At 70.7% G+C, this 23,886-nt stretch carries 17 protein-coding genes; 16 read left to right on the forward strand and 1 reads right to left on the reverse strand.

Translation table 11 applies throughout. The features are described 5' to 3' along the window. Positions 1-19: 19 nt before the first annotated feature. From ACNPQM_RS08760 to ACNPQM_RS08805, 10 genes are all read left to right on the forward strand, one after another. Positions 20-2,791, forward strand: coding sequence for an alpha/beta fold hydrolase (locus ACNPQM_RS08760; protein ID WP_418083545.1), 2,772 nt, complete (start codon positions 20-22; stop codon positions 2,789-2,791). After that, entirely contained in the window at positions 2,788-3,663 is an 876-nt protein-coding gene (locus ACNPQM_RS08765) for an ABC transporter permease (protein WP_418083546.1), read from the forward strand. The genes ACNPQM_RS08760 and ACNPQM_RS08765 overlap by 4 nt, the downstream gene beginning before the upstream one ends. A 140-nt stretch (positions 3,664-3,803) precedes the next feature. Beyond that, complete coding sequence (locus ACNPQM_RS08770) at positions 3,804-5,414, forward strand: YfbK domain-containing protein (protein WP_418083547.1); 1,611 nt, start codon at positions 3,804-3,806, stop codon at positions 5,412-5,414. Positions 5,415-5,649: 235 nt separating this feature from the next. Further along, a complete protein-coding gene (locus ACNPQM_RS08775) occupies positions 5,650-6,477 on the forward strand; it encodes an MFS transporter (protein ID WP_418083617.1) in 828 nt (275 codons plus the stop codon). Positions 6,478-6,628: 151 nt separating this feature from the next. Further along, positions 6,629-7,450, forward strand: coding sequence for a glycoside hydrolase domain-containing protein (locus ACNPQM_RS08780; RefSeq protein WP_358858665.1), 822 nt, complete (start codon positions 6,629-6,631; stop codon positions 7,448-7,450). A gap of 215 nt (positions 7,451-7,665) precedes the next feature. After that, the gene (locus tag ACNPQM_RS08785) at positions 7,666-8,124 is read left to right on the forward strand and encodes a DUF1772 domain-containing protein (protein WP_418083548.1); all 459 of its coding nucleotides are present in this window, start codon (positions 7,666-7,668) and stop codon (positions 8,122-8,124) included. Positions 8,125-8,194: 70 nt separating this feature from the next. Further along, positions 8,195-9,487, forward strand: coding sequence for a sensor histidine kinase (locus tag ACNPQM_RS08790; RefSeq protein ID WP_418083549.1), 1,293 nt, complete (start codon positions 8,195-8,197; stop codon positions 9,485-9,487). Next, positions 9,487-10,119, forward strand: a complete 633-nt coding sequence (locus ACNPQM_RS08795; RefSeq protein ID WP_418083618.1) for a response regulator — start codon at positions 9,487-9,489, stop codon at positions 10,117-10,119. The genes ACNPQM_RS08790 and ACNPQM_RS08795 overlap by 1 nt, the downstream gene beginning before the upstream one ends. A 396-nt stretch (positions 10,120-10,515) precedes the next feature. Continuing rightward, on the forward strand, positions 10,516-10,992 hold the full coding sequence (locus ACNPQM_RS08800) for a phospholipase (RefSeq protein WP_358858668.1): 477 nt from the start codon (positions 10,516-10,518) through the stop codon (positions 10,990-10,992). 121 nt (positions 10,993-11,113) lie between these two features. Continuing rightward, positions 11,114-14,152, forward strand: coding sequence for a SpoIIE family protein phosphatase (locus ACNPQM_RS08805; protein ID WP_418083550.1), 3,039 nt, complete (start codon positions 11,114-11,116; stop codon positions 14,150-14,152). A 128-nt stretch (positions 14,153-14,280) separates the two neighbouring features. Here ACNPQM_RS08805 and ACNPQM_RS08810 read toward each other — a convergent pair whose 3' ends face one another. After that, positions 14,281-14,919: a ScbR family autoregulator-binding transcription factor gene (locus tag ACNPQM_RS08810; protein ID WP_418083551.1), complete on the reverse strand. Its 639-nt coding sequence runs from the start codon at positions 14,917-14,919 to the stop codon at positions 14,281-14,283. 133 nt (positions 14,920-15,052) lie between these two features. Here ACNPQM_RS08810 and ACNPQM_RS08815 point away from each other — a divergent pair, with 133 nt between their 5' ends. The 6 genes from ACNPQM_RS08815 to ACNPQM_RS08840 all read left to right on the forward strand — a co-directional run bounded on the left by ACNPQM_RS08815 (position 15,053) and on the right by ACNPQM_RS08840 (position 23,767). Then, on the forward strand, positions 15,053-16,039 hold the full coding sequence (locus tag ACNPQM_RS08815) for a ScbA/BarX family gamma-butyrolactone biosynthesis protein (protein WP_418083552.1): 987 nt from the start codon (positions 15,053-15,055) through the stop codon (positions 16,037-16,039). After that, a complete protein-coding gene (locus tag ACNPQM_RS08820) occupies positions 16,036-16,986 on the forward strand; it encodes an NAD-dependent epimerase/dehydratase family protein (RefSeq protein ID WP_358858672.1) in 951 nt (316 codons plus the stop codon). The genes ACNPQM_RS08815 and ACNPQM_RS08820 overlap by 4 nt, the downstream gene beginning before the upstream one ends. Before the next feature lie 209 nt (positions 16,987-17,195). Beyond that, positions 17,196-18,221 carry a phosphate ABC transporter permease subunit PstC gene (gene pstC / locus ACNPQM_RS08825; protein ID WP_358858673.1) on the forward strand — a complete coding sequence of 342 codons (1,026 nt, stop codon included), beginning with the start codon at positions 17,196-17,198 and terminating at the stop codon, positions 18,219-18,221. A 1-nt stretch (position 18,222) separates the two neighbouring features. After that, positions 18,223-19,476, forward strand: coding sequence for a phosphate ABC transporter permease PstA (gene pstA, locus ACNPQM_RS08830; RefSeq protein WP_418083553.1), 1,254 nt, complete (start codon positions 18,223-18,225; stop codon positions 19,474-19,476). Further along, a complete protein-coding gene (locus tag ACNPQM_RS08835) occupies positions 19,476-21,149 on the forward strand; it encodes a phosphate ABC transporter substrate-binding protein PstS (RefSeq protein ID WP_418083554.1) in 1,674 nt (557 codons plus the stop codon). Before pstA ends, ACNPQM_RS08835 begins: the two co-directional genes overlap by 1 nt. Then, positions 21,146-23,767 (forward strand): hypothetical protein, encoded by a 2,622-nt coding sequence (locus tag ACNPQM_RS08840; RefSeq protein ID WP_418083555.1) that lies wholly within the window; start codon positions 21,146-21,148, stop codon positions 23,765-23,767. Before ACNPQM_RS08835 ends, ACNPQM_RS08840 begins: the two co-directional genes overlap by 4 nt. The last annotated feature ends 119 nt before the right edge of the window (positions 23,768-23,886 follow it).

Consider the following 23,886-nt stretch of genomic DNA (forward strand, 5'->3'; position numbering starts at 1 on the left):
TTCGGTCTAGGGTCGACACATGCAGACCCCTGACTCCCGATGGCGCCGGTGGACCCGTGAGCGCGGCCGATGGGCGGCGGCCCTGGCCGCGCTCGTCGTGCTCGCGGGTGCCGGTACCTGGACCGCGGTGGCCGACGACCGTGCGCCCGCCGTGCAACGCGAGGACCGGACGATGCGGATCGACGGGGTGTCCCTGGACACCTCGTACTTCACGTCCGGCGGTTCGGAGCGACGGCCTGCCGTGCTGATCGGGCACGGCTTCGGCGGTTCCAAGGACGATGTGCGGGCACAGGCGGAGGAGCTGGCCGGTGCCGGGTACGCCGTCATGACCTGGTCGGCCCGCGGATTCGGGAAGTCCGGCGGGGAGATCTCGCTCAACGCGCCCGACCGCGAGGTCAAGGACGTGTCCGGGCTGATCGACTGGCTGGCCCGGCGGCCCGAGGTGCAGCTGGACGCGAAGGGCGACCCGCGGGTCGGCGTCACGGGCGCCTCGTACGGTGGCGCGGTGTCGCTTCTCGCCGCCGGGTACGACCGGCGCGTCGACGCCATCGCGCCGGTGATCACGTACTGGAACCTCGCCGACGCACTCTTCCCCGGAGGGGTCTTCAAGAGGCTCTGGGCCGGGATCTTCGTCACCTCGGGCGGCGGTTGCGAGAAGTTCGAGAAGCAGCTCTGTGCCATGTACGAACGGGTCGCCGTCTCCGGGAAGCCGGACGCCGCCGCGCGTGCGCTGCTCAGCGAGCGGTCGCCGAGCGCCGTCGGCGATCGCATCAAGGTGCCCGCGCTCATCGTGCAGGGGCAGACCGACTCCCTCTTCCCGCTCGGCCAGGCCGATGCCATGGCGCGGACCATCAGCGGGAACGGCGCACCCGTCGCCGTCGACTGGATCGCGGGCGGTCACGACGGCGGCGACATGGAGAGCGGGCGGGTCGAGAACCGGATCGGGGCCTGGTTCGACCGCTATCTGAAGGAGGACAAGGGAGCCGACACCGGACCCGCCTTCCGTGTCACCCGTACGGGAGGCATCGACTCCACGGACGGGGAGGCGCTTCAGCGCGGGGCGAGCAGCGACACGTATCCCGGGCTGTCCAGCGGCGACCGGGAGATCGCGCTGACCGCGACGAGCGACGGGCCGGGCATCGTGGGCACAGGCACAGGCACAGGCACAGGCACAGGCGCAGGCGCAGGCGCAGGCGCAGTTACGCCGGCGAGTGGCGGACGGAGCGGCGGATCCGCGGACCGCCGGACGCAGACCTTCCGCAACCCCGCCGGTGCCAACCCGCCCGCCATCTCCGCCGTCCCGGGCGTCGGCGGCGGCATCGCCCAGCTCTCGTCCCTCGGCGTCGGTCTGTCGATCGACTTCCCCGGCCAGCACGCCCGCTTCGACTCCGCACCGCTCGATACCTCGATGCGCATCACCGGATCACCCACCGTCCGCGTGAAGGTGACGGCCGGGCAGGGCGACGCGGTCCTGTTCGGCAAGGTGTACGACGTCTCGCCGGACGGGAAGCAGCAGGTGCTGCCCGCCCAGCTCGTCGCCCCCTACCGGATCACACCGGAGCAGCAGAACAAGACGGTCGAGCTGACCCTGCCCGCCGTCGACCACGCAGTCGACGCCGGACACCGGCTCCGGCTCGTCCTCTCCGCCACGGACCTCGGCTACGCCTCACCGGCCGAGCCGACCACCTACAGCGTCTCCCTCGACGGCCCGCTGACCGTCCCCACCGCCCCCGCGGTGAAGACGGCATCGGCCGCCCTGCCGTGGTGGACCTGGGGGCTCCCGGCGGCGGCCGCCGTCATCGCTCTCGTACTCCTGCTCACCGCACGGCGGCGCACCGCGACCCCCGCCCCCGACCCGGTGCTCGCCGAGGTCCCCCTCCAGATCACCGGACTGTCGAAGAAGTACGCCAAGTCCGCCGACCGGTACGCCGTGCAGGACCTCTCCTTCCGCGTGGAGAAGGGCCAGGTCCTCGGACTCCTCGGGCCCAACGGCGCGGGCAAGACCACCACGCTCCGCATGCTGATGGGGCTCATCACGCCCGACGACGGCGAGATCCGCGTCTTCGGGAATGCCATCCGGCCGGGCGCGCCCGTGCTGTCCCGGGTCGGCTCGTTCGTCGAGGGCGCCGGATTCCTGCCGCACTTGTCCGGGCGCGCCAATCTGGAGCTGTACTGGCAGGCCACCGGACGCCCCGCCGGGGACTCGCACATCGAGGAGGCCCTGGAGATCGCCGGGCTCGGTGACGCGCTGGCCCGCGCCGTGCGTACGTACTCCCAGGGCATGCGACAGCGGCTCGCGATCGCCCAGGCCATGCTCGGCATGCCGGATCTCCTCATCCTCGACGAGCCGACCAACGGGCTCGACCCGCCCCAGATCCGCGAGATGCGGGACGTGATGATCCGTTACGCGGCCGGGGGCCGGACCGTCATCGTCTCCAGCCATCTTCTCTCCGAGGTCGAGCAGTCCTGCACCCACCTGGTGGTGATGGACCGGGGCCGGCTCGTCCAGGCCGGACCGGTCGCCGAGATCACCGGCTCGGGCGACATGCTGCTCGTCGCCACCGCCGAGGAGATCGCCGAACCGCTGGTGGAGAAGATCGCCGCACTCCCCGGGATCGGCTCGGCCGTCCGTACGGACGACGGGCTGGGCCTGCTCGTCCGGCTCGACGGCGCGAACTCCTCCCGACTGATCGCCGAACTGGTACGGCTGGACGTGCCGTTGACGGGGGTCGGGCCGCACCGTCGCCTGGAGGACGCGTTCCTCACTCTGATCTCCGGAGGCTCCGCATGAGTGCCGCAGTCGATGTCACCCACGCCGCCGAGGCGCCCGGATACCTGGCCCGGCGCACCCTGCCGCTGCGTGTCGAGGCGGTTCGGCAGCTGCGCAGGCGGCGCACCTTGCTGATGGGCGGGGTGCTGGCGGCGCTGCCGTTCATCCTGATCACCGCCTTCGCGATCGGCGGCACCCCGAGCTCCCGGGGCGGCGGCGACCGGATCACCCTGATGAACACCGCGACCGCGTCCGCCGCGAACTTCGCCGCGACCTGCCTGTTCGTCTCGGCCGGGTTCCTGCTCGTGGTGCCGGTGGCACTGTTCTGCGGGGACACCGTCGCCTCGGAGGCCAGCTGGTCCTCGCTGCGCTACCTGCTCGCCGCGCCGGTGCCCCGGGCCAGGCTGCTGTGGAGCAAACTCGTCGTGGCACTCGGCTTCAGCCTGGCCGCGATGGTGCTGCTGCCGCTTGTCGCACTGGCCGCCGGAGTGGCGGCATACGGCTGGGGGCCGCTCGAACTCCCCACCGGTGGTGCGCTCGCGGCCGGCGATACGGTGCCGCGGCTCGCCCTCGTCGTCGCCTTCATCTTCGTCTCCCAACTGGTCACTGCCGGGATGGCGTTCTGGCTGTCGACGAAGACCGACGCCCCGCTGGGCGCGGTCGGCGGCGCGGTCGGGCTGACCATCGTCGGCAATGTGCTGGACGCCGTCACCGCGCTCGGCTCCTGGCGCGACTTCCTTCCTGCGCACTGGCAGTTCGCCTGGGCGGACGCGCTCCAGCCGGATCTGGAGTGGGGTGGCATGGTGAAGGGGGCGGCGGTCTCGGTGGCGTACGCCCTGATCCTTTTCGCTTGCGCGTTCCGCGGGTTCAGTCGTAAGGACATCGTGTCCTGACGTTGATGTTCCGCGGCGTATCGCGCCGTTTGCGCCCGCCGTTGCCGCATCGAGACTGTTCCGCAACGTCTTCGTCTGCTCCCCTGCGCCGTCCCGAACGTCACATTCACAAGTGCTGACGCGATGGTTGGGGGTACGGGATGGAAGACCGGACGCATGGCCGGACATATCGAAGGACGCTCGGACTGGCGCTGGCGGGCGGGATGCTGGGCGCGGCGCTGCTCACCGGGTGCGGGGCGGGGGGAGGCGGGTACAACTCGTCCGCCAAACGTGCCGACGGTCCGCAGGGGACGAGCGGGGGCGGCCAGGTCGTCCCCGCGCCCGGCGCCGAGAAAGACGGTGCGCAGAAGGCCGAGGACAGGCCGGAGAAGCCCGTGGCGCCGGACTATCTCTCCACGTTCGCGCTGGACGTGGACACCGCCAGTTACGGGTATGCGCGCCGCAAGCTCGGCGACGGCGAGCTGCCGGGGGCGGAGACCGTACGGCCCGAGGAGTTCGTCAACAGCTTCCGCCAGGGCTACCGACGGCCGACCGGCAACGGATTCTCGGTGACGGTCGACGGGGCACGCACGGGCGAAGGCTCCGGGGCCGGTGGCTGGTCGCTCGTACGGGTCGGTCTGGCCACCCGCGTCGCGGACGAAGACGCTGAACGCCCGCCCGCCGCGCTGACCTTCGTCGTCGACATCTCCGGCTCGATGGCCGGTACCGGCCGCCTCGACCTGGTGAAGAAGTCCCTCTCGATCCTCACCGACGAACTCCGCGACGACGACTCCGTCTCCCTGGTCACCTTCAGCGACAAGGCGAAGACGCTGGTGCCGATGACCCGGCTGCGGGACCACCGCGGAAAGATCCGCGACGCCGTCGACTCCATGGAACCCACCGACTCCACCAATGTGGAAGCGGGTGTCCGGCGCGGTTACGAAGAGGCGGTCGCCGGTCACCGCGCGGGCGCGAACAACCGGGTCGTCCTGCTCTCCGACGCCCTCGCCAACACCGGCGAGACCGATGCCGACGCCATCCTCGAACGGATCGACGACGCCCGCCGCGAGTACGGCATCACCCTCTTCGGCGTCGGTGTCGGCAGCGACTACGGGGACGCGCTGATGGAACGCCTCACCGACAGGGGCGACGGCCACACCACCTACATCGGCGACGAGACCCAGGCCCGCAAGGTCTTCGTCGACCAGCTTCCCGCCCACATCGAACTGCGGGCCCGCGACGCCAAGGCGCAGGTCGCCTTCGACCCGAAGAACGTCAAGCAGTTCAAGCTCATCGGGTACGAGAACCGCAAGGTGGCCGACGACGACTTCCGCGACGACAGCGTGGACGGTGGCGAGGTCGGCCCCGGGCACACGGTGACCGCGCTCTATGCCGTACGGCTCCGGGACGGCGCCGCCGGACATGTGGCGACCGCGACGGTGCGCTGGCTGGACCCGAAGACACGGGCGCCGCACGAGCGGTCGGGCACGGTCGAGACCGGCGCGATCGACGGCAGCCTGTGGGGCGACGGCGGCGACAAGCGGCTCCAGGTGGCCGCGGTGGCCGCGTACTTCGCGGAGGACCTGCGCGGCGGCGCACTGCCGGATCAGCCGAAGCTCGGCGAACTCTCCAACCGGGCGGCGGCGTTGGCGGCCGGCACGGAGGACAGCTCGGTACGGAAGCTGGCGACGGCGATCGATCAGGCCGACCGGCTCCGGGGCGACGACAGGGGACCCGGCGGCGGAGGCGAGAAGGAGGGCGAGATGGGCTGACCCGGCCGGGGCACCGGATTCTGACCGGTCGCAGAACAGCTTGGTGCCGACCGTCGACGGGTCGGCTCGGTTTGCCTGACGGCCGGCTGTCGGCGCCGGTGGCCCTGCGTGAGGTATGCGCAGGGCGACGGGCTGAACGACGCTGTGAAGTGCCCCTGTTAGCCTGATCGACATGATCAGGGGGGCCAGGCAGCGGGTACCCGGCGGGCCGGATTCCGGTCCGTAGCGAGCTCTGATCACCGCCAGTTTCGTCAGCAGGGTGGGCAATGGTCTCTTCAACACCGCTGCCATCCTCTACTTCACGTTCGTGGTGCACCTGCCCGCCACACAGGTAGGAGCGGGTCTCACGATCGCCGGCCTCAGCGGCTTGGCGGCCGGCATACCGGCGGGGAATCCGGCCGACCGGTACGGGCCACGCGCGATCTGGCTGGTGACCCTCGCCCTACAGGCCGTCACCATGGCGGCCTTCGTCTTCATCAACAGCTGGCTCGCGTTCACGCTCGTCGCCACACTGGGCCGGCTGGCTGCCACGGCGAGCGGCGCCGCGGGCGGTGCACTCATCGCCAGGGTCGGCGGTGAACGTCCCGCCGCCTTCCGGGCCAGACTCCGGACCTTCGTCAATCTCGGCGTCGTCGTGGGCACCCTGGGTGCGGCCGTCGCCATCCAGATCAACACTCGCGCTGCCTACACCGGGCTGATCCTCGCGAACGCCGCCAGCTTCGCCTGCGCCGGACTGATCGCGTTCCTGGGCGTCCCGAACTACCGTCCTCTGCCCCGGCCCAAGCAGCACCGTCAGTGGTCCGTGCCGGCCGACCGGCCGTATGTGTCCTTCGTCGCGCTCTACAGTGCCATGGGGCTGCAGTACCAGACGCTCGCGGCGTTGTCGGGCTCGCCCCGATACGACCGGTATCGGGGCGACCCTCCGCCTTGCGATCGCACGCACCAGACGCCGCCCGGCCCGCCCTGCGGGCGGACGACGCTACTTTCGAAACACGCCCTAGTTGCGATGAGCCGCGACGGATCGGATTCGGTCAAGGAAGTCTCAGAGTTGGCTCAGGTTTGAGCAACGGAATCGTTCTTACGATCGATCTTCGAACTCCGTATGAGAAAGTTTGCTGCTTCCGAGTCGCCTGTCTGACGCAGCGTCCAGCCGGCTCCGCCTTGTTCCCCGCTGTCCCGTACTCATCGTTGAGGTCTCTGTGTCGAATCACCGCATGTCGAAGAAGCGGCGCCGGATCGGAATGGCGCTGGCCGGGGTGGGCGTGCTGACCGGTGCGGCGTTCGCCGCCGAGGCGGCCACCGCGACCACCGTCACCCGGCCCGCGCCGACCGTCTTCACCGGCCACGCCTTCGACACCTGCACCGCACCGACGCTCACCACCATGCAGAAGTGGCGGGCCACCTCGGTCTACCGGGCTGCCGCGGTGTACATCGGCGGGAAGAACCGCGGGTGCGCCCAGCCCCAGCTCACCCCGTCCTGGGTGAAGTCCGTGAGCGCCGGGGGCTGGAAGCTGATACCGCTGTACGTCGGCGCTCAGCCGCCGTGCCAGACCAGCAACAACCCCGAGAAGATGACCGCCGCCAACGCCACCGCGCTGGGCGCCACCGACGGCGCCGACGCGGTGGCCAAGGCGTCCGCGCTGGGCATGAAGACCGGCAGCCCGGTCTACCTGGACATGGAGTACTTCGACCCCGCCAACACGTCCTGCGTGAACACCGTCCTCGCCTACATCCGCTCCTGGGACAAGACGGTCCACGCCAAGGGGTACTGGACCGGCTTCTACGGTTTCAGCAACTCCAGCGCCGCTGTCGTCGCCAAGGCCACGACGCGCACCGACCTGCCGGAGATCCTCTGGTACGCGCGGTACGACGACATCTACTCCACGACCACCGGGTTCCCGTACGACAAGACTCTGTGGACCGGACACCGCCGCGGCCACCAGTACGCGGTCAACAAGAAGGTGACCCATGACGGGGCCACTCTCACCATCGACCGCGACGCGTGGGACGCGCCGGTGGCCGTCGTCGCCAAGTAGCGCCCGGTGCAGCGGCCTGCCCCACGACAGGGGGTGGGCTCCCGACGCCCTGTGATTTCCTTCTCCGCCTTGCCGTCGAAGCCGCGTGACGCCGCTCCCTGCAGCGGGGAGACCGTAAGCGGAGCAGGGACGGACGGCGACGGAGGCGGGCCGGGCAGCGGCGCCTTGGTGAAATGATGCCGCGCGGCCCGTCCCGCCGCGCCATGATGTGCGCCATGGCCTCTCTGCTGCTCGCGCTCGCCGCCGTCACCACCGGTCTCTATGCCGGCTTCCTGGTGTGCTTCACCACCGGGATCATGCCCGGCCTGAAGCTATTGCCGGACGACCAGTTCGCCGCCGCGATGCGCCGCTTCAACGAGACGGTGCCGAGGCCGGTGTTCCTCGTCCTCTTCCTCGGGGTGATCGCCTTCCCGGTCGCCGCGCTCGTCGTCCCCGTCGACGGCCGGACCTCTGTTGAGCGGGCACTCGTCGCAGGCGGGCTGGTCTGCGCGGCGCTCAGCCACCTCGTCACCGTGAGCGGCAACATCCCGCTCAACTCGGCGCTCGCGGAGGCCGAGGGCGGCGACGACAGCGCGGCCCGCCAGGCATTCGAGTCCCGTTGGACCGCCCTCCACCGGATCCGCACCGTGCTCTCGGCCGCGGCCTTCGCGCTGCTGGTCGCTGCCGCGGTGTAACTGAGACCGGCCCCCGGGACTCCGGCAGCACCGATGGTTCCGGTGCGGCAGCGTCTTCTACGGTGGGGCCATGCGCCCTCAGAACGTGTGGCAGGCCCTGCCGGGAGCCCGCTATCTGCTGTCGTCCTGGCCCTGGCGGTCGGCCGGATACCTGCTGAGCGGAGCCGTGGCAGGCGCCGTGGTGCTGTTCGTGATCACGCTCGGCGTGCTGCTCGGCGGAGCGCTCACCCTCGTGGTGATCGGGCTTCCGCTGCTCGCCCTGATGACCCTCGCAGGGATCCCGGTGGGTGCCCTGGAGCGGGTACGGCTCCGCCTGACGGACCGGGTTCCTGCGTCCGGCCCGCACCGCCGTCCGGCCGAGCCCGGGCTTTGGAGCTGGCTCGCGTTCCGTTACCGGGAGCCGGCGACCTGGCGGGAACTCGGGTACGCGCTGCTCTGGGCCGTGGTCCTGTGGCCGCTCGACGCCCTCGCGCTGGGTGCGTGCGTGGCCGTCCCGCTGGCGCTGATGTCCGCCCCCGCGGTGATGCAGGTGTACGGGAACGGCGAAGAGGCCCGCGTGGTGAAGCAGTGGACGGTCACCACCTGGCCCGAAGCCTTCGCCACTGCCGCGCTCGGCCTCGTACTCCTCGCGCTCGGCTGCTATGCGCTGGGCCTGCTGGCCGGAGCGAGAGCCGGACTGGCCCGCCTCCTGATCGCTGACAGGGGCGACGAGATGCGGGACAGGGTCACCGAACTCACCCGTTCCCGGGTCCGGTTGGTCGACGCCTTCGAGGCAGAGCGGCGCCGCATCGAACGCGATCTCCACGACGGCGCCCAGCAGCGCATCGTCGCGCTCACCATGACCCTCGGACTCGCCCGCCTCGACGCGCCGCCCGGCCCCCTCGCCGACCAGTTGTCCAAGGCCCACCAGGAGGCCGGTCAGGCACTGGCCGAACTGCGCGAACTGATCCACGGTATTCATCCCAAGGTCCTTGCCGACTACGGCCTGGAAGCCGCCGTCTCCGACGCGGCCGACCGTTCCGCGACCCCCGTCGACCTGGAGCTCGCGCTCCCCGGCCGGTTCCCCGAGGCCGTCGAGGCGGCCGCGTACTTCGTGGTCTGCGAGGCGTTGGCCAACGTCGGCAAGCACAGCGGTGCGAGCCGCGCCGAGGTGACCGGCGGCCACAGCGCGGGCCGGCTCTTCCTGGAGATCCGCGACGACGGGCGGGGCGGCGCGCGCACCGGTGGCGAAGGGTCCGGGCTGACCGGTCTTGCCGACCGGGTCTCCGTACTGGATGGCAGACTTGCGCTGTCCAGCCCGCCCGGCGGCCCGACCCTGTTGCGTGTGGAGATTCCTTGCGAGTGGACCGATCGCTCCGTGTAGTGCTGGCCGAGGACAGCGTGCTGCTCCGGGAAGGTCTCATCGGAATGCTCACCCGCTGCGGCCACGAGGTCGTCGCCGCCGTCGGCGACGCGGAAGCGCTCCTCGCGGCCGTCGCCGCGCACTCCCCGGACATCGTCGTGACCGACGTCCGGATGCCGCCCGGTCTCCAGGACGAAGGACTGCGCGCGGCGGTGGAACTCCGCGAGAGGCAGCCCGCTCTGCCGGTGCTGGTGCTCAGCCAGTATGTGCAGCGGACGTACGCCGCCGAACTCCTCGACTCCAGCGACGGATCCGGTGTCGGCTACCTGCTCAAGGACCGGGTCGGCCAGATCGAGGAGTTCATCGACGCCCTGCGGGAGGTCGCCGACGGCGGCACTGTCGTCGACCCGGAGGTCGTACGCCAACTCCTGCGCCGCCGCCGCGATCCGCTGGAGCGGCTCACCGCCCGCGAACGGGAAGTGCTCGCCCTGGTCGCCCAGGGCAGGTCGAACGGAGCGATCGCCCGCGACCTGGTGGTCTCCGAAGCCGCGGTCGGCAAGCACATCGGCAACATCCTCGCCAAGCTGGACCTGCCGCCGGCCGACGAGACACACCGCAGGGTGCTGGCGGTGCTGGCGTTCCTCCGCGCCTAAGTCCGATCGGCAATCGGGGGGCGGCGTCACGGGGCTGGGGCACGCACCTCGCGGCGTTGTCGTCCATCACCATGGCTCCTTCCCCAAGCTCTCGGCTTCGCTCGAGCAGGGGAGACCCCATCCGGCTCGATCCTCCGCCTTGCGATGCACGCACCCCAGCCCCGCTCCTTCACCCACCCCCCAATTGCCGGTCTGTCTAACTCCACGCCCCGTGGCCGTTATGCGTCGCCGCTGTGAGTGTTGCGGCGTCAAATTTCCCGTGCGGTAGTCGATGTGTCTCCAGGCGCAGGGCATACAGCTCCCGTATACATCCGTGACAGTCCACTGCCGGATGCTGTGCCCGTCCCGAGCGAAGACCGCCGGGACAGTCACGTTCCCTCACGGAGGAGCTCCCCCATGCGCCGACGCATCGCAGTCCCTCTGGCCACTGCGGCCCTCGCCCTGTCCGCCGCACTTCTTCCCGCCGCCGACGCCGCCGCCGCACCCGCCGACAAGCCCCAGGTCCTCAGCAGCTGGACGCAGACGAGCGCAAGCAGCTACCACGCGTTCTTCGCGGCCAGAGGCAACCAGAGCGCATGGAGTGCGTACGGGTTCGACTGGTCGACCGACTACTGCACCACCTCGCCCGACAACCCCTTCGGCTTCCCCTTCGCCAACTCCTGTGTCCGCCACGACTTCGGCTACCGGAACTACAAGGCGGCCGGCACCTTCAGCGCCAACAAGGCCCGTATCGACAGCGCTTTTTACGCCGACCTGAAGCGGGTCTGCGCGGCATATTCGGGCGTCAAGAAGGCCTCCTGCGACGCGACGGCCTGGACCTACTACCAGGCGGTCGACAAGCTCGGCTACACGGCGGTGGTGGACGCCGCGTAGCGAGCCCCGCGGCCGCCGCCTGCACATTCGCTGGTCCACACCCGTACGTACACTTAAGAGGGCAAAGTGACTCATTCCGGGTGCCCTGTGTCCTACGCGGGTTCGCGGAAGGGAGCGAGCGATGGCTGGGCGGCTCCTGACGGACAAGGCCAGTGCGGCACGGCTTCGGATGATCATCGAAGCGGGGGTTGAGCTGGGCGGAGTCGAACTGCTCGGTTTCGCCCTGGAACATGCGGTGACGGAGGCCGACGGACTGGGCGGAATGGTTCATGTGAGGGGCCCCGGAGGCCGGGGCCTGCTGATGATGGCGTCCAGCGGGATCGTGCGCACCGTGGCCCAGGACTGGGAAGAGATCGCAGTGGACGGCGACACCGCGCCGGCGCGCGCGGTGACCGGTGGCGCCTCGGTATGGATGTCCGCTCTGGGCGGGCAGAGCCTCCCCGAGACCTCCGTGGACCAGCGTGGCACAGGGGGCGGCACAAACCGCGCCGGACAGGGCGGTACGGACGGCGGCGCGCGGCACGGCGGCCGGGGCCCCGACAGCCCCCTCGGCCGCCACCCCCACGCCGCCGCCCCCTGGTCGCCGCCCTCCGCGCTGCCCGCAGGCAGCGGACTGCTGGCCGTTCCGCTCCTCACGCCGGACGGGGTCGTGGGCGCGCTGTCCGTGCTCACCGTCGGCGAGGGGCAGCCCACGCCGCAGCAGCGGTCCGCCGTCGAGACGCTCGCCGCCTGGGCAGCCCTGCGGCTGCGGGAGCCCTCGATGGACTGGGGCAGGGCCGACCTCAGGCGGTCCGGGAAGGAACCACCCGTCACCAGGCTCCAGGAGGCACTGGAAGCGATCAAGGTCGGTTCCTGGGAATGGGACCTGGCCACCGGGGAGCTGCTGTGGGACGAGTCGACACTCGCCATCCTCGGTATGGCAGGGCAGTCCACGAACCAGCGCTTCGACACCTGGAGCGGGCTGGTCCACCCCGATGACCTGCCGTGGCTCCTGGTCGAGGTCGAGCAGGCGATCCGTAACGAGCGGGTGTCCGGAGTGGAGTACCGGATACGCCGCCCGGACGGGACCACGCGCTGGGTCAGCTCGCGGGGAAGGGTCCTGCCGGGGGAAGGCGGCCGGCCCGGCCGCATGGTCGGCACGGTGTGGGACACCACCGAGAGCCGGATCGCCCGGGACTCGGTCAGCCGCGCGCTGCGGCACATGAGCGATGCGTTCTTCGCGGTCGACGGCGAGTGGCGGATCACCTTCCTCAACATGGAGGCGGAGCGGCTCATCGGAGCCTCGCAGGAGCTGCTCGGCCAGGACCTGTGGGACGCATTCGCCGAGATCGGCATCGACGCCGTGGGACTCGGCCTGCACGCGTCGTACCAGCGGGCCGTCGACCGCGGCACCCCGGTCTCTTTCGTGGTGCGGTGGCCCGTCAACCGGCGTCAGTACCAGATGCGGCTGGTCCCGGTACCGGACGGCCTGATGGTGTACGCCACCGATGTCACCGAGATGCGGTCGCGTGAGGCCGAGTCCGTGGCCGCCGAACGCGTCACGGCCGACCGCAACGCCCGCATCACCGCACTGGCCGGCGCCCTCGCCGAGGCCCTCACGGTGCAGGATGTCGTGAATGCCGCCGCCGAGCGGATCATGGCGCCGTTCGGCGCCTCCGGTCTCGTCGTCCACCTCATCGAAGGGGAGACGCTGCACGTCGCCGGGCAGGTCGGATACCCGGAGACGTTCTTCCGCGACTTCGAGGGAAAGCCGGTCGGCGACATCGCCCCGCTCGACGAGGTGCATCGCACGAGAACGGCCGCCTTCATCGACTCGGAGGAGGAGTACGTCGAGCGCTTCCCCCGGATGGCCGGCCGCCCGGCCGAGGCCAGGAAGTCGTCCTGGGCGTTCCTGCCGCTGGTTGTCTCCGGCCGCTCCGTCGGCTGCTGTGTCGTCTCCTTCACCGAGCCGCGGCGTCTCGGCGGTGAGGAAAAGGCTCTGCTCATCACACTCAGCGGACTGATGGCGCAGGCCATCGAGCGTGCCCGGCTGTTCGACGCCGAGCACATGAGGGCCCAGGAGCTCCAGCGGGGACTGCTGCCGAGTGAGCTTCCGACCCTGTGCGCGGTCAGCACCGCCGCCCGCTATGTGCCCGCCAACGAGGGCATCGAGGTCGGCGGCGACTGGTACGACGTGATTCCGCTGTCCGGCGCCCGGGTGGCGCTGGTCATCGGCGATGTGATGGGACACGGCCTGGCCGAGGCGGCCACCATGGGGCGGCTGCGGACCGCCGTGCACACGCTCGCCGATCTGGAGTTCCCGCCCTCCGAGCTCCTGACCCGCCTCAACCAGGTGGTGAACGACCTCGGCGACGACTTCTACGCCACCTGCCTGTACGCGGTGTACGACCCCGTCACGTGCACGTGCAGGTTCGGTTCCGCCGGGCACCCGCCGCCGGCCGTCGTGTATCCGGACGGCACCACGGAGTTCCTCGCCCACCGTCCGGATCCGCCGCTGGGCACCGCACGCCCGCCGTTCGAGACCACGGAGGCCGTCCTCCCCGAGGGCAGCTTGCTGGTGCTCTACACGGACGGACTGATCGAATCCGTCACCCGCGACATCGACCGGGGCATGCTGCACCTGACGAAGGCGCTCTCGATTGCGGCGGCCGCCGCACGGGAGGACGACGCCGCGGGCAGCGCGCTCGGGCTGGAGCGGCTGTGCGACGACGTCCTGGCCGAGCTGCTGCCCGGCACCCAGCTCATGGACGACGCCGCACTGCTCGTCGCCCGCACCTCTGCGATACCGGCCGACTCCATTGCCAGCTGGACACTTCCCGACGGTCCGATCGCCGCGAGCGAGGCACGTCACCATGTCCGGGACCAGCTGGAGGGCTGGGAGCTCGACGACCTCGCCATGACCGCCGAGCTCCTGGTCAGCGAGCTGGTCGGGAACGCTGTCCGGTACGGCAAACGCCCCATCGCCCTCCGCCTGCTCCGCGCCGAGGGGCTGATCTGCGAGGTCTCCGACGGCAGCCTGTCCACACCCCGCATCCGCAATGCGGCGGAGACCGACGAGGGCGGCCGCGGTCTGCAACTGGTCGCCGCCCTCGCCCACCGCTGGGGCGCTCGCTACACCGCCACCGGCAAGTGCATCTGGACCGAACAGCCGGTGACCTGACCGCCGTGCGGCGGGTCCCCGCGAACGGGCGGACGGCGCGGCCGGATCGAGGGCGCCGGTCGGCGAACTCGTCCGGTACGGCCGATTCCTCTCCCGCCTCCGCCGACGGCCAGTGGAGGGAGGCCAGTTCACCTGCCAGGTGCGCCGGCCAGCAGCTGTTCGGCTCGGGTCTCGGTGATCTCCAGCACGGCGAGCACGGCCGGCAGTGCGATGCTCGGCAGTACATAGCGCAGCAGCATCGAGATCCGTTGTTCCAAGTCCGCGCGCTCACAGAGGACCTGGGACATCTCCTGAATGCCGGAGAAGGCGCCGGCCAGGAGCTGGGCGGCCTCCGCGGGGTTGACGTGAGGCAGGACCTCGCCCTGCTGCTTCGCCTCGATCAGCAGGGTTTCGAGCCGGGCGATCCAGGAGTGGAACGGCAGGCCGCGGTCCAGTTCGCCGCTGCCCTGCTCCATCGCCAGCCCGACGCTCGCGCGCACCAGCGGCTCGTGGCGGAGCCGATGGGCCAGCACCAGGCCCTGATCGACCAGCTCCTGGAGCTTCGTCAACTGCGCTGGCAGCGAACCGACTTCCAGTTGCGCCTGCATCACTCCGAGGGCCAGATCCTCCTTCGAGGCGAAGTGGAAGTAGAGGGCCCCTTTGGTCACGCCGGCCCGTGTGAGAATTTCGCTGATGGTGGCGCTTCCATAGCCGCGCTCGTCGAAGACGGTGGCGGCGGCCAGCAGGATCGACTGCCGGGTCTGGATCGCTCGAGCTTGTTGGGCCATCAGCTGTGCGTTCCTGCCTCTCGTGGCGTTGGGATCCCGCATACGCCAGCCGGAGTGTGGAAGAACCAGGGCCGTCGGTATCTTACCGTGGGGGAGCGAGGCACTCCCCGACGGATGAGTTGGGGGTATTGCCATGGTTCACATCGATGTGCCCGACACTGTCACCCTCACCGAGACCGAACCATCCGGTCTCCACAGGCCGGCGATCCCGCCCCAGAGAGGCTGGAGAACCGATGTCTCGCATGAACTCGTTCACCGGTCCGACCCCAGGGACATCTTTCCCACCGCCTGGTGCAGGCTGAGCGATACGGAGTTCTCCGTAACGGCCCAATGGCCGCGCCCGCACCACTTCTTCGCCGCCGCATCGGGCGACCACCAGGATCCCCTGCTGATAGCCGAGACCATGCGGCAGGCGACGATGATGCTGGCCCACGCGGAGATGGGAGTTCCGGTCGACGACCAGTTCGTGATGTGGGACCTGGCGTACGACACCGTCGTTCCGGGTTTTGCCCTGGAGACCGCGTCCGGAAAGGTTCTGATCGATCTGACCTGCTCGGATGTGCGGAAGCGGGGCAGGAGCATCGCCGGTATGCGGGTCGACCTGTGTTTCCGCCGCGGCGGCACCGTACTGGCGACCAGCTCGGGACGGATCAGCTGCACATCGGCGCGGGCCTACCGCCGCCTCCGCCAGGACAGTCTGGACATGGTGGGCCGTCCCGTACCGCTGTCGCCCGGTGCGGATCCGTACGAGGTGGGCCGGACGGCGGAGTCGGACGTCGTACTGTCGCGGACACCTCAGCCGAACCGCTGGCGGTTGCGGCTGGACACCACCCACCCGACCCTGTTCAGGCGCCCGAACGACCATGTTCCGGGCATCGTGCTGCTGGAGGCGGCCCGCCAGGCAGCCGTCGCCGCCGCTCCGGGGCACGCGTTTCTCCCGACATCGGTGGAGATCGCCTTCCACAAATACGCCGAACTCGACAGCCCCTGTTGGGTGGAGGCCGAGTTGATGGCCTCCGACGACAGCGACCGCACCGTGGTGCGGGTGCGCGGGCAGCAGGACGGCGAGCCGGTATTCACCAGCGCACTCACTCACACACATGGGGACGGCCGGTTGTGACCACGCACATCCTCATCACCGGGGCGAGCGGCTTCGTCGGCAGGCATGTGGTGGCGGCTGCGGATGCCGTCCCCGGCGTCCGGCTGCGTCTGATGGAACACCGGGTGCCCGTGGACGTCCCGGCGTCCGGCGCGGGCTCCGGTATCGAAACCGTGCCCGGGGACCTCGCCGCCATCGCGTCGTTGCGCGGCGTCTGCGACGGGGTCGACGCGGTGATTCACTGCGCCTCGCAGATCAACGGGGACGAACGAACGATCCGGTCCGTGAACGACCTCGGTACCCGGGCGCTGGTGGAGGAGGCACAACGCGCAGGCGTCGCGCGCATCGTCTATCTGAGCACGGCAGCCGTGTACGGACGCGGGCCGTTCACGGATTTGGCACCCGGCCGTGCACCGCTCGCCCCGGTCTCGCCCACCAGCGTCACGCGTGCCGCCGCGGAGAGCCATGTGCTGGCCGCGGGCGGGACCGTGCTGCGCCCCCACCTCGTCCACGGCGAGGGGGACCGCTGGGTGATCCCCGGTCTGGCCGCGCTGGTCCGGGAACTGTCGTCCGGTCTGGCCGGGTGCGGCGCCCGGCACTCCATGGTCGATGTGCGGGTGCTGGGCCGGGCCCTGCTGGCCGCGGCGCTCTCACCCCGGGAGACCGCCGGTGTCCACCACGTCAACCACCCTGACCCGGTGGCCTGTTCCGATATCGTCGCGACGGTCTCCGCCGCGCTCGGACTGGAGTGGGCCGCCGCGGACACCGCGCTGGACGAGGCCCGGGCGCGGCTCGCCGCGTCACCGCGTCTCCTGCATGCCCTCCAATTGCTCACCGTGGAGCACTGGTTCACCGATGACCGGGTCTGGGAGCTCCTCGACTGCGATCCCGGTGGCGGCTTCAAGGCGGACTTCCCGCTCCATGCCGACTGGTACAGAAGCGTTCTGATGCCCGGCAGGCAGGGATGACCGGGCCGGACCCGTCGATGATGTGCGGCGCGTCCGACGGCGTCGTTCCCGGGGCGTCTTCCGACTCCTTGTAAGCTACACAGATCAACCACCGTAAGGACACGCACTGTTCACGCCTCCATCATGTGTGAACGTCGGTGTTGACATGATCCAGCCATTGAATCTCCCCGAACCCACGCCTGCCACGGGCGTGATCGAGGGAGGGCCGCATGTCGACCGCAGAGGCGGGATTGGAACCGGCCAGACCGGAGCCGGAGAGCGCCCCGCCGCGCCCGAAGAACGCGGCCCGCGGCACCGGTGACCGGATCTTCCGGCTTCAGCTCACGGGCGCCGGCACGATCGTGCTCACCATCATGGCCGCAGTCGGAATCTTCCTGCTGCTGAGAGCCGGATCGGCGCTCAAGGTGGCCGGCCTGTCCTTCCTCACCACCGCCCAATGGCAGCCCGACGTCCACAACTTCGGCATCGCCGCAATCCTCATCGGCAACCTGCTCATCGCCGCCGTCGCCGTCACCTTCTCACTGCCGCTCGCGCTCGGCACCGCGCTGTTCATCTCGGACATCGCGCCGCGCAGGCTGCGCCGCACCCTGATCGCGATGGTCGATCTGATGGCCGCCGTCCCGTCCGTGGTCTACGGCCTGTGGGGCCTGTTCTTCCTGCAGGGACACGTCGTCGGAGTGTCGCGCTGGCTGTCCGACTGGCTCGGCTGGATCCCGTTCCTGCACGTGGACGGCGCGCAGCCGGGCGATCCGCTTGCCTCCACCAGCGTCTACACCGCCTCCTCCTTCGTCGCCGGGCTCGTGGTTGCGCTGATGGTGGCACCGATCCAGTGCTCCGTGATGCGCGAGGTCTTCTCCCAGGCCCCCGTGGGCGAGCGGGAGGGCGCGTACGCGCTCGGGGCGACCCGCTGGGGCGTGATCCGGACCGTCGTCCTGCCGTACGGGCGCGGCGGCGTGATCGGCGGCACGATGCTGGGGCTCGGCCGGGCGCTGGGCGAGACCATCGCGGTCTACCTGATCATCTCGCCGGTCTTCACGATCCAGCCACACATCCTGCAGACCGGCGCCAACTCGGTCTCCTCACTGATCGCCCTGCACTACGGCGACGCCTCCGAGTTCGGCATGTCGGCGCTGATGGCGGCGGGCCTGGCGCTGTTCCTGCTCACGCTGGTGGTCAACTTCACCGCCTCATCCATCGTGGCCCGCTCCCGTTCCGGCTCGCAGAGCGAGGCATGACATGACCGTCGTCGAAGAGACCCCCGCGCACGTCGTCGAGGACGCCGTCCCCGACCCCCCGGGCATCGCTCACGTGCCCGAACCGCCCGACCGGCCGCGCCGGATCGGCGGTGTCACCCGGGGCGGCGTTCTCGCCGTCACCGGCGCCGCCGCCTCCGGGCTCTGTGCCGCGATCCTGCTGTTCGGCGAACTGGCGCCGCTCTCGGGCACGCTGGGCTTCACCGTGACCGCGTACCTGTGCTTCCTGGCCGCCTACGCGATGCTGACCGGCCTGGAGGACGACGGCCCCGCTGTCCGCGACCGGGTGATGACGGTCGTGCTGTGGTCGGCGGCCACGGTCCTGTTCTCCGCGCTCGCCCTCGTCGTGGGCTTCACCCTGTGGCGCGGCCGGCAGGCGCTGCCGCACGGCAACTTCTTCACCCACGACATGCAGGCGGCGGGTCCCCTGGATCCGCTGACCGCGGGCGGCATCGCGCACGCCATGCTCGGCACCCTGATCATGATCAGCATCGCGCTGGCCATCACCGTCCCCCTCGGCCTGGCCTGCGCGGTCTACCTCAACCAGATCCCGGGGCGCTTCTCCCGCTTCGTCCGTACCATCGTCGAGGCCATGACGGCGCTCCCGTCGATCGTGGCCGGCCTGATGGTGTACGCGACCTGGATCCTCGGCCTCGGCATGGAGAAGTCGGGCCTCGCGGCGGGCTTCGCGATCAGCGTGATGATGCTGCCGATCGTGATCCGCGCGTCCGACGTCGTCCTGCGGCTGGTCCCCGGCACGCTGACCGAGGCCTCGGAGGCGCTCGGCGCGCCGCGCTGGCGCACCGTGTGGCACGTCATCCTGCCCACCGCCCGCTCGGGCCTGGCCACCGCCGTCATCCTCGGCACCGCCCGCGGCGTCGGCGAGACCTCGCCGGTGCTGCTCACGGCCGGCTTCACCGCGGCCCTCAACGCCGACCCGCTGCAGGGCCCGATGGTCTCCCTGCCGCTGGCCGTCTTCAACTTCGTCAAGTCCCCGGAACCCACCATGATCGCCCGTGGTTTCGGTGCCGCCGCCGTGCTGATGGCCCTGGTCCTGGTGCTCTTCACGATCGCCCGGCTGCTCGGCGGCCGCGGCCCGGGTCACCACACCAAGCGCCAGGCGCGCCGCGCCGAGCGGGCCTCCCGCCGCGACGTGGAGCGCTTCGTCGAACTGCACGCCCCCGCCCTGTCCGTGCTCGGCGGTGCCCCCGCCGCCGCCCCTGGAGACAACGACTGATGCGCATCCCCTTCACTCGACGGTATGCGGCCGTCCGGGCCCGATGGCGTGTCCTGAGCGCGCTGGCCGCGCTGCTGGGCGTGCTGTCCGGCGTGGTCCTGCCCGCCGCGCAGCCCGCCACCGCCGACTCCGGCTACACCCCGATCGCCGGCGCCGGCTCCACATGGGCCGAGAACGCGGTGGACGAGTGGCGCCGCGGCGTGACCCAGTACGGCATGCGGATCAGCTACTCCGGCACCGGAAGCTCCGACGGACGCCGGCAGTTCCTCAACGGCCAGGTCGACTTCGCCGTCTCCGACATCCCGTTCCAGACCCACCCCACCGACGGCTCCGCCGCCGAGCAACCGGGCGCCGGCACGTACGCGTACATGCCGATCGTCGCGGGCGGCACGGTCTTCATGTACCACCTCACGATCAACGGCAAGCGGGTCAACAACCTGCGGCTCTCCGGTGACGTGGTCACCAAGATCTTCACCGGTGCCATCAGCTACTGGGACGACAAGGCGATCGCCGCCGACAACCCCGGGATTCGGCTGCCGCACCGCAAAGTCATCCCCGTCGTGCGCTCCGACGGCTCCGGCTCCACCGCCCAGTTCACGTTGTGGATGGCCAACCAGCACAAGTCGCTGTGGCAGGCCTACTGCGGGCGAGTCGGCCGCTCCGGGGCGTGCGGCCAGACCTCGTACTTCCCGAGCGTCTCCGGCATGATCGCCCAGTCCGGCGACCTGGGCGTGGCGGGCTACGTCGCGCAGAATTACGGCGAGGGCGCGATCGGGTACGTCAACTACTCGTACGCCCTCAACGCCGGCTTCCCGGTGGCCAAGGTCCTCAACCACGCCGGTTACTACACCGAGCCGACCGCGCAGAACGTCGCCGTGTCCCTGCTCAAGGCGAGGATCAACACCGACAAGCAGTCCACCGACTACCTCACCCAGCAGCTCGACGGTGTCTACAACGACACCGACCGGCGCAACTACCCGCTGTCCAGCTACTCGTACATGATCCTGCCGCTCAAGGAGCAGGGCACCTTCACCGAGGCCAAGGGCAAGACCCTGGGCGCCTTCTCGTACTACTTCATGTGTCAGGGCCAGCGGCAGGCACCCGAGCTGGGCTACTCGCCGCTGCCGATCAACCTGGTGCAGGCGGGCTTCGACCAGATCCGCCGCATCCCGGGCGTGAAGACGCAGACCATCAACATCAAGGGCTGCAACAACCCCACCTTCAGTCAGGACGGCCGCAACCGCCTCGCCGAGACCGCTCCGTACCCCAAGGCCTGTGACAAGAAGGGCGCCCCGCCCTGCACCACCGGCAGTGGCGGTGCGAAGGGTAACGGCGGCTCGTCCGGCGGTACGTCCGGCGGTACGTCCGGCGGCAGCGCCGCCACGGGCGGTACGGCCTCCGGCGGCACGACCGCGTCCGGTGGTACGTCCAGCGGTCCCTCCGTGGACCCCGACACCGGGCAGACCGTCGCCCCGAAAGGCGGGACCTCGGGCGGCACCGGCGCCTCCGGCGGTGCCACCGGCACCGTCGCCCTCGCCCAGCCGGTGACCGTGGCCGCCGGGAGCGGCTGGGGCGGTGCCCAGACGCTGATGCTGCTGGCCGTGGTGACCCTGCTCGGGCTCGTGCTGCTGCCCGCCGCCGTCTCCCAGGCGCTGCGAAGGAGATCCCGATGAGCACGCGGAGCCGTATCAAGCGCCTCCTTCTTCGCGTCGCCGCCGGATCGGCGATCGGCGCGCTCCTCGGCGGCGTCGTGGCCCAGGCCGCGCAGCCCGCGGCCGCGGCGGACCCGAAGAGCTCGGCCGTCACCGTCCCCGGGCGCGGCGAGTTCCAGGACATGGAGTTCACGGTCAGCCAGACCGAGGACCTCACCAGTCAGGCCGTCACCGTGTCCTGGCGCGGCGGCAGCCCGACCACCTTTGCCGGCACCCAGTTCAACACCGACTTCGTCCAGATCATGCAGTGCTGGGGCGACGACGACGGCACCGTCCCCGGCAACCCAGGACCGCCGCGCACCCAGTGCCAGTACGGTGCCTCGCCGACCACCGACCGCAGCAGCTGGCCGGGGAACAACAGCGACGACACCCGCGATGTCATCTACAGCGCCGACCCGTCCAACTACGGTCAGGACGACCGTTACGGCGCCGGTGGCGTCTTCGGTCAGGGCGAGGTGCCCTTCAAGTCGGTCGACGGCACGCTGATCACCAGCGGTCTGCAGAACAACGCCCTGTACAACCGCAACACCACCAACGAAGTCGACTTCGCCCGCACCAGTGCCGACGGCACCGGCAAGGAGTTCTTCGAGGTCCAGACCGCCTTTGAGGCCCCCCACCTGGGCTGCGGCACCCCCGTCACCAAGAACGGCCGCACCGCGCCTCGCTCCTGCTGGCTGGTCATCGTGCCCCAGGGGCACCTCGACCTCGACGGCAAGCCGTACGCCGACCGCACCCAGGTCAATGCGGGCTCGCCGGTCTCCTCCACCAACTGGAAGAACCGCGTCGCCATCAAGCTCGGCTTCAACAAGGTCGGCGCCTCCTGCCCGCTCGGCTCCGACGAGCGAGCCACCAGTGGCAGCGAACTGGCCGCCGACGCCATGACCAGCTGGCAGGCCGCGCTCTGCCCCAGCGGCACCGTCTACGGCTACACCGAGCTCGGTGAGCCCGAAGCCCGTGCCCGCCTCGCCCGCGAGGGCAAGAGCGGTCTTGCCTTCACCACCCGCGCCCTGGACACCGCCAACGACGTGACGTACGCGCCCGTCGCGCTGTCCGGCGTGGTCATCGGCTTCACGATCGAACGCCGCGCCAGGGCAGGTGCCCCGGACTCGGTGCGCAAACTCTCCGGCACCAAGGTGGAGTCCATCGACCTCACCCCCCGGCTGGTCGCCAAGCTGCTCACCGAGTCCTACCGCAACTCCCCGTGGGCGGCGGTGGTCACCACGTTCTCCGACGGTACGTCCAGCCTCACCGCCGCCAAGCACTACGAGTGGGCGAAGAAGAACCCGGCGGGTCTGGTCACCGACCCCGAGTTCCTCGCGTACAACCCGGAGTTCGCCGAGCTGTCGGTCTCCGAGACCCCCGCCACCGATACCGACCTCATCACCGCGCTCGGTCACTCCGACTCCGCGCGCGCGGTGTGGAAGTGGGTCACCGCCGACAAGGACGCCCGGCGCTTCCTGGCCGGCATCCCCGACGACTGGGGCATGACGGTCAACCCGTACTACAGCACGAACGCCGACCTGAACACCGACGGCGCCTTCGATCCGGCGCGCGACGACTTCCCCAAGAGCGACCGCTGGTGCACGATCCCGCCGGGGACGGGCGCCACGCAGCAGCAGTGCATGACCGACTTCCACCCCTACGTGGCGGACATGCACGCCGGAGCCCTGCACACCCGCCGCGCGGACACGCTGTGGAAGTCCTCCTGGGACGCGCTCGCGAGCCCGCCGGCCTTCAAGAGCCCCGGCCCGCAGACCGTCGGGTCGCGCTTCGTGCTGACCATCACCGACGCCGCCTCCGCGGCCCGGTACGGACTGCAGACCGCGCGGCTGCTCAACGCCGCAGGAAAGTTCACCGCGCCGGCCGGCAAGACCCTCGTCGCGGCCGCCGCGAGTGCGTCCGGCGATTTGGTCCAGGAGATCGACCCGGCCACGGCCAAGGCCAAGAACGCCTACCCGCTCGCCCAGCTGGTCCACGCCGCCGTACGCCCTGCCGCGCTCGAGGCCGACGCCCGCAAGGACTACGCGACGCTCCTGACGTTCGCCGCCGGCTCCGGCCAGACCAGCGGCACCGGCCCCGGTGAACTGCCGCCCGGCTACGCCCCGCTGCCGTCCGCTCTGCGCGCCGAGGCCGTCAAGGCCGCGGCCGAGCTGGCCTCCTGGAAGCCCAGGGCCTCCGCCAGCCACGACAAGGGGTCCGGCGACAGCGGCGGCTCAGGTACTTCGGGCGGCAGCGACGGCACGGACGCCGGGCCGACCGGCGGCGCCGGCCCCGACGCGACGCCCACCGGGGCGAGTCCGGTGCCCAGCGGTTCCCCCTCCTACGACGGCGGCGACGCCGTCCAGGTCACGGCGAACGGAACCACCCCCGCCGACCCGTCCAACGCGCTGCGTTACGCCGTCCCGATCGGCGCGGCGCTCGGCGCCGCCGCCGGTCTGGGCGCGCCCTTCGCGGGCGGCGCGAGGCTGCGGCTGCCGCTGCGCGTGCCGCTGCCCGGCGGCCGCGCGCTGACGGTGCTGCCGGAGTCGGCGGTCCTGCGGGACCGGTTCGGCCGACTGCGACGCCGCGTCGGACTGTGACCCGCCCGGCGGCTCAGCCGCCCCCACAGACGGCCGTCCGCCCCGAAAGGCAGTCGGGGCGGACGGTTGGTACCACCTTGCCAGATCCCTTGCAATCACCGGTTTCACGTTCATGAGCA

The sequence above is a fragment of the Streptomyces sp. NPDC056231 genome (assembly GCF_048270745.1).
Taxonomy (GTDB): domain Bacteria; phylum Actinomycetota; class Actinomycetes; order Streptomycetales; family Streptomycetaceae; genus Streptomyces.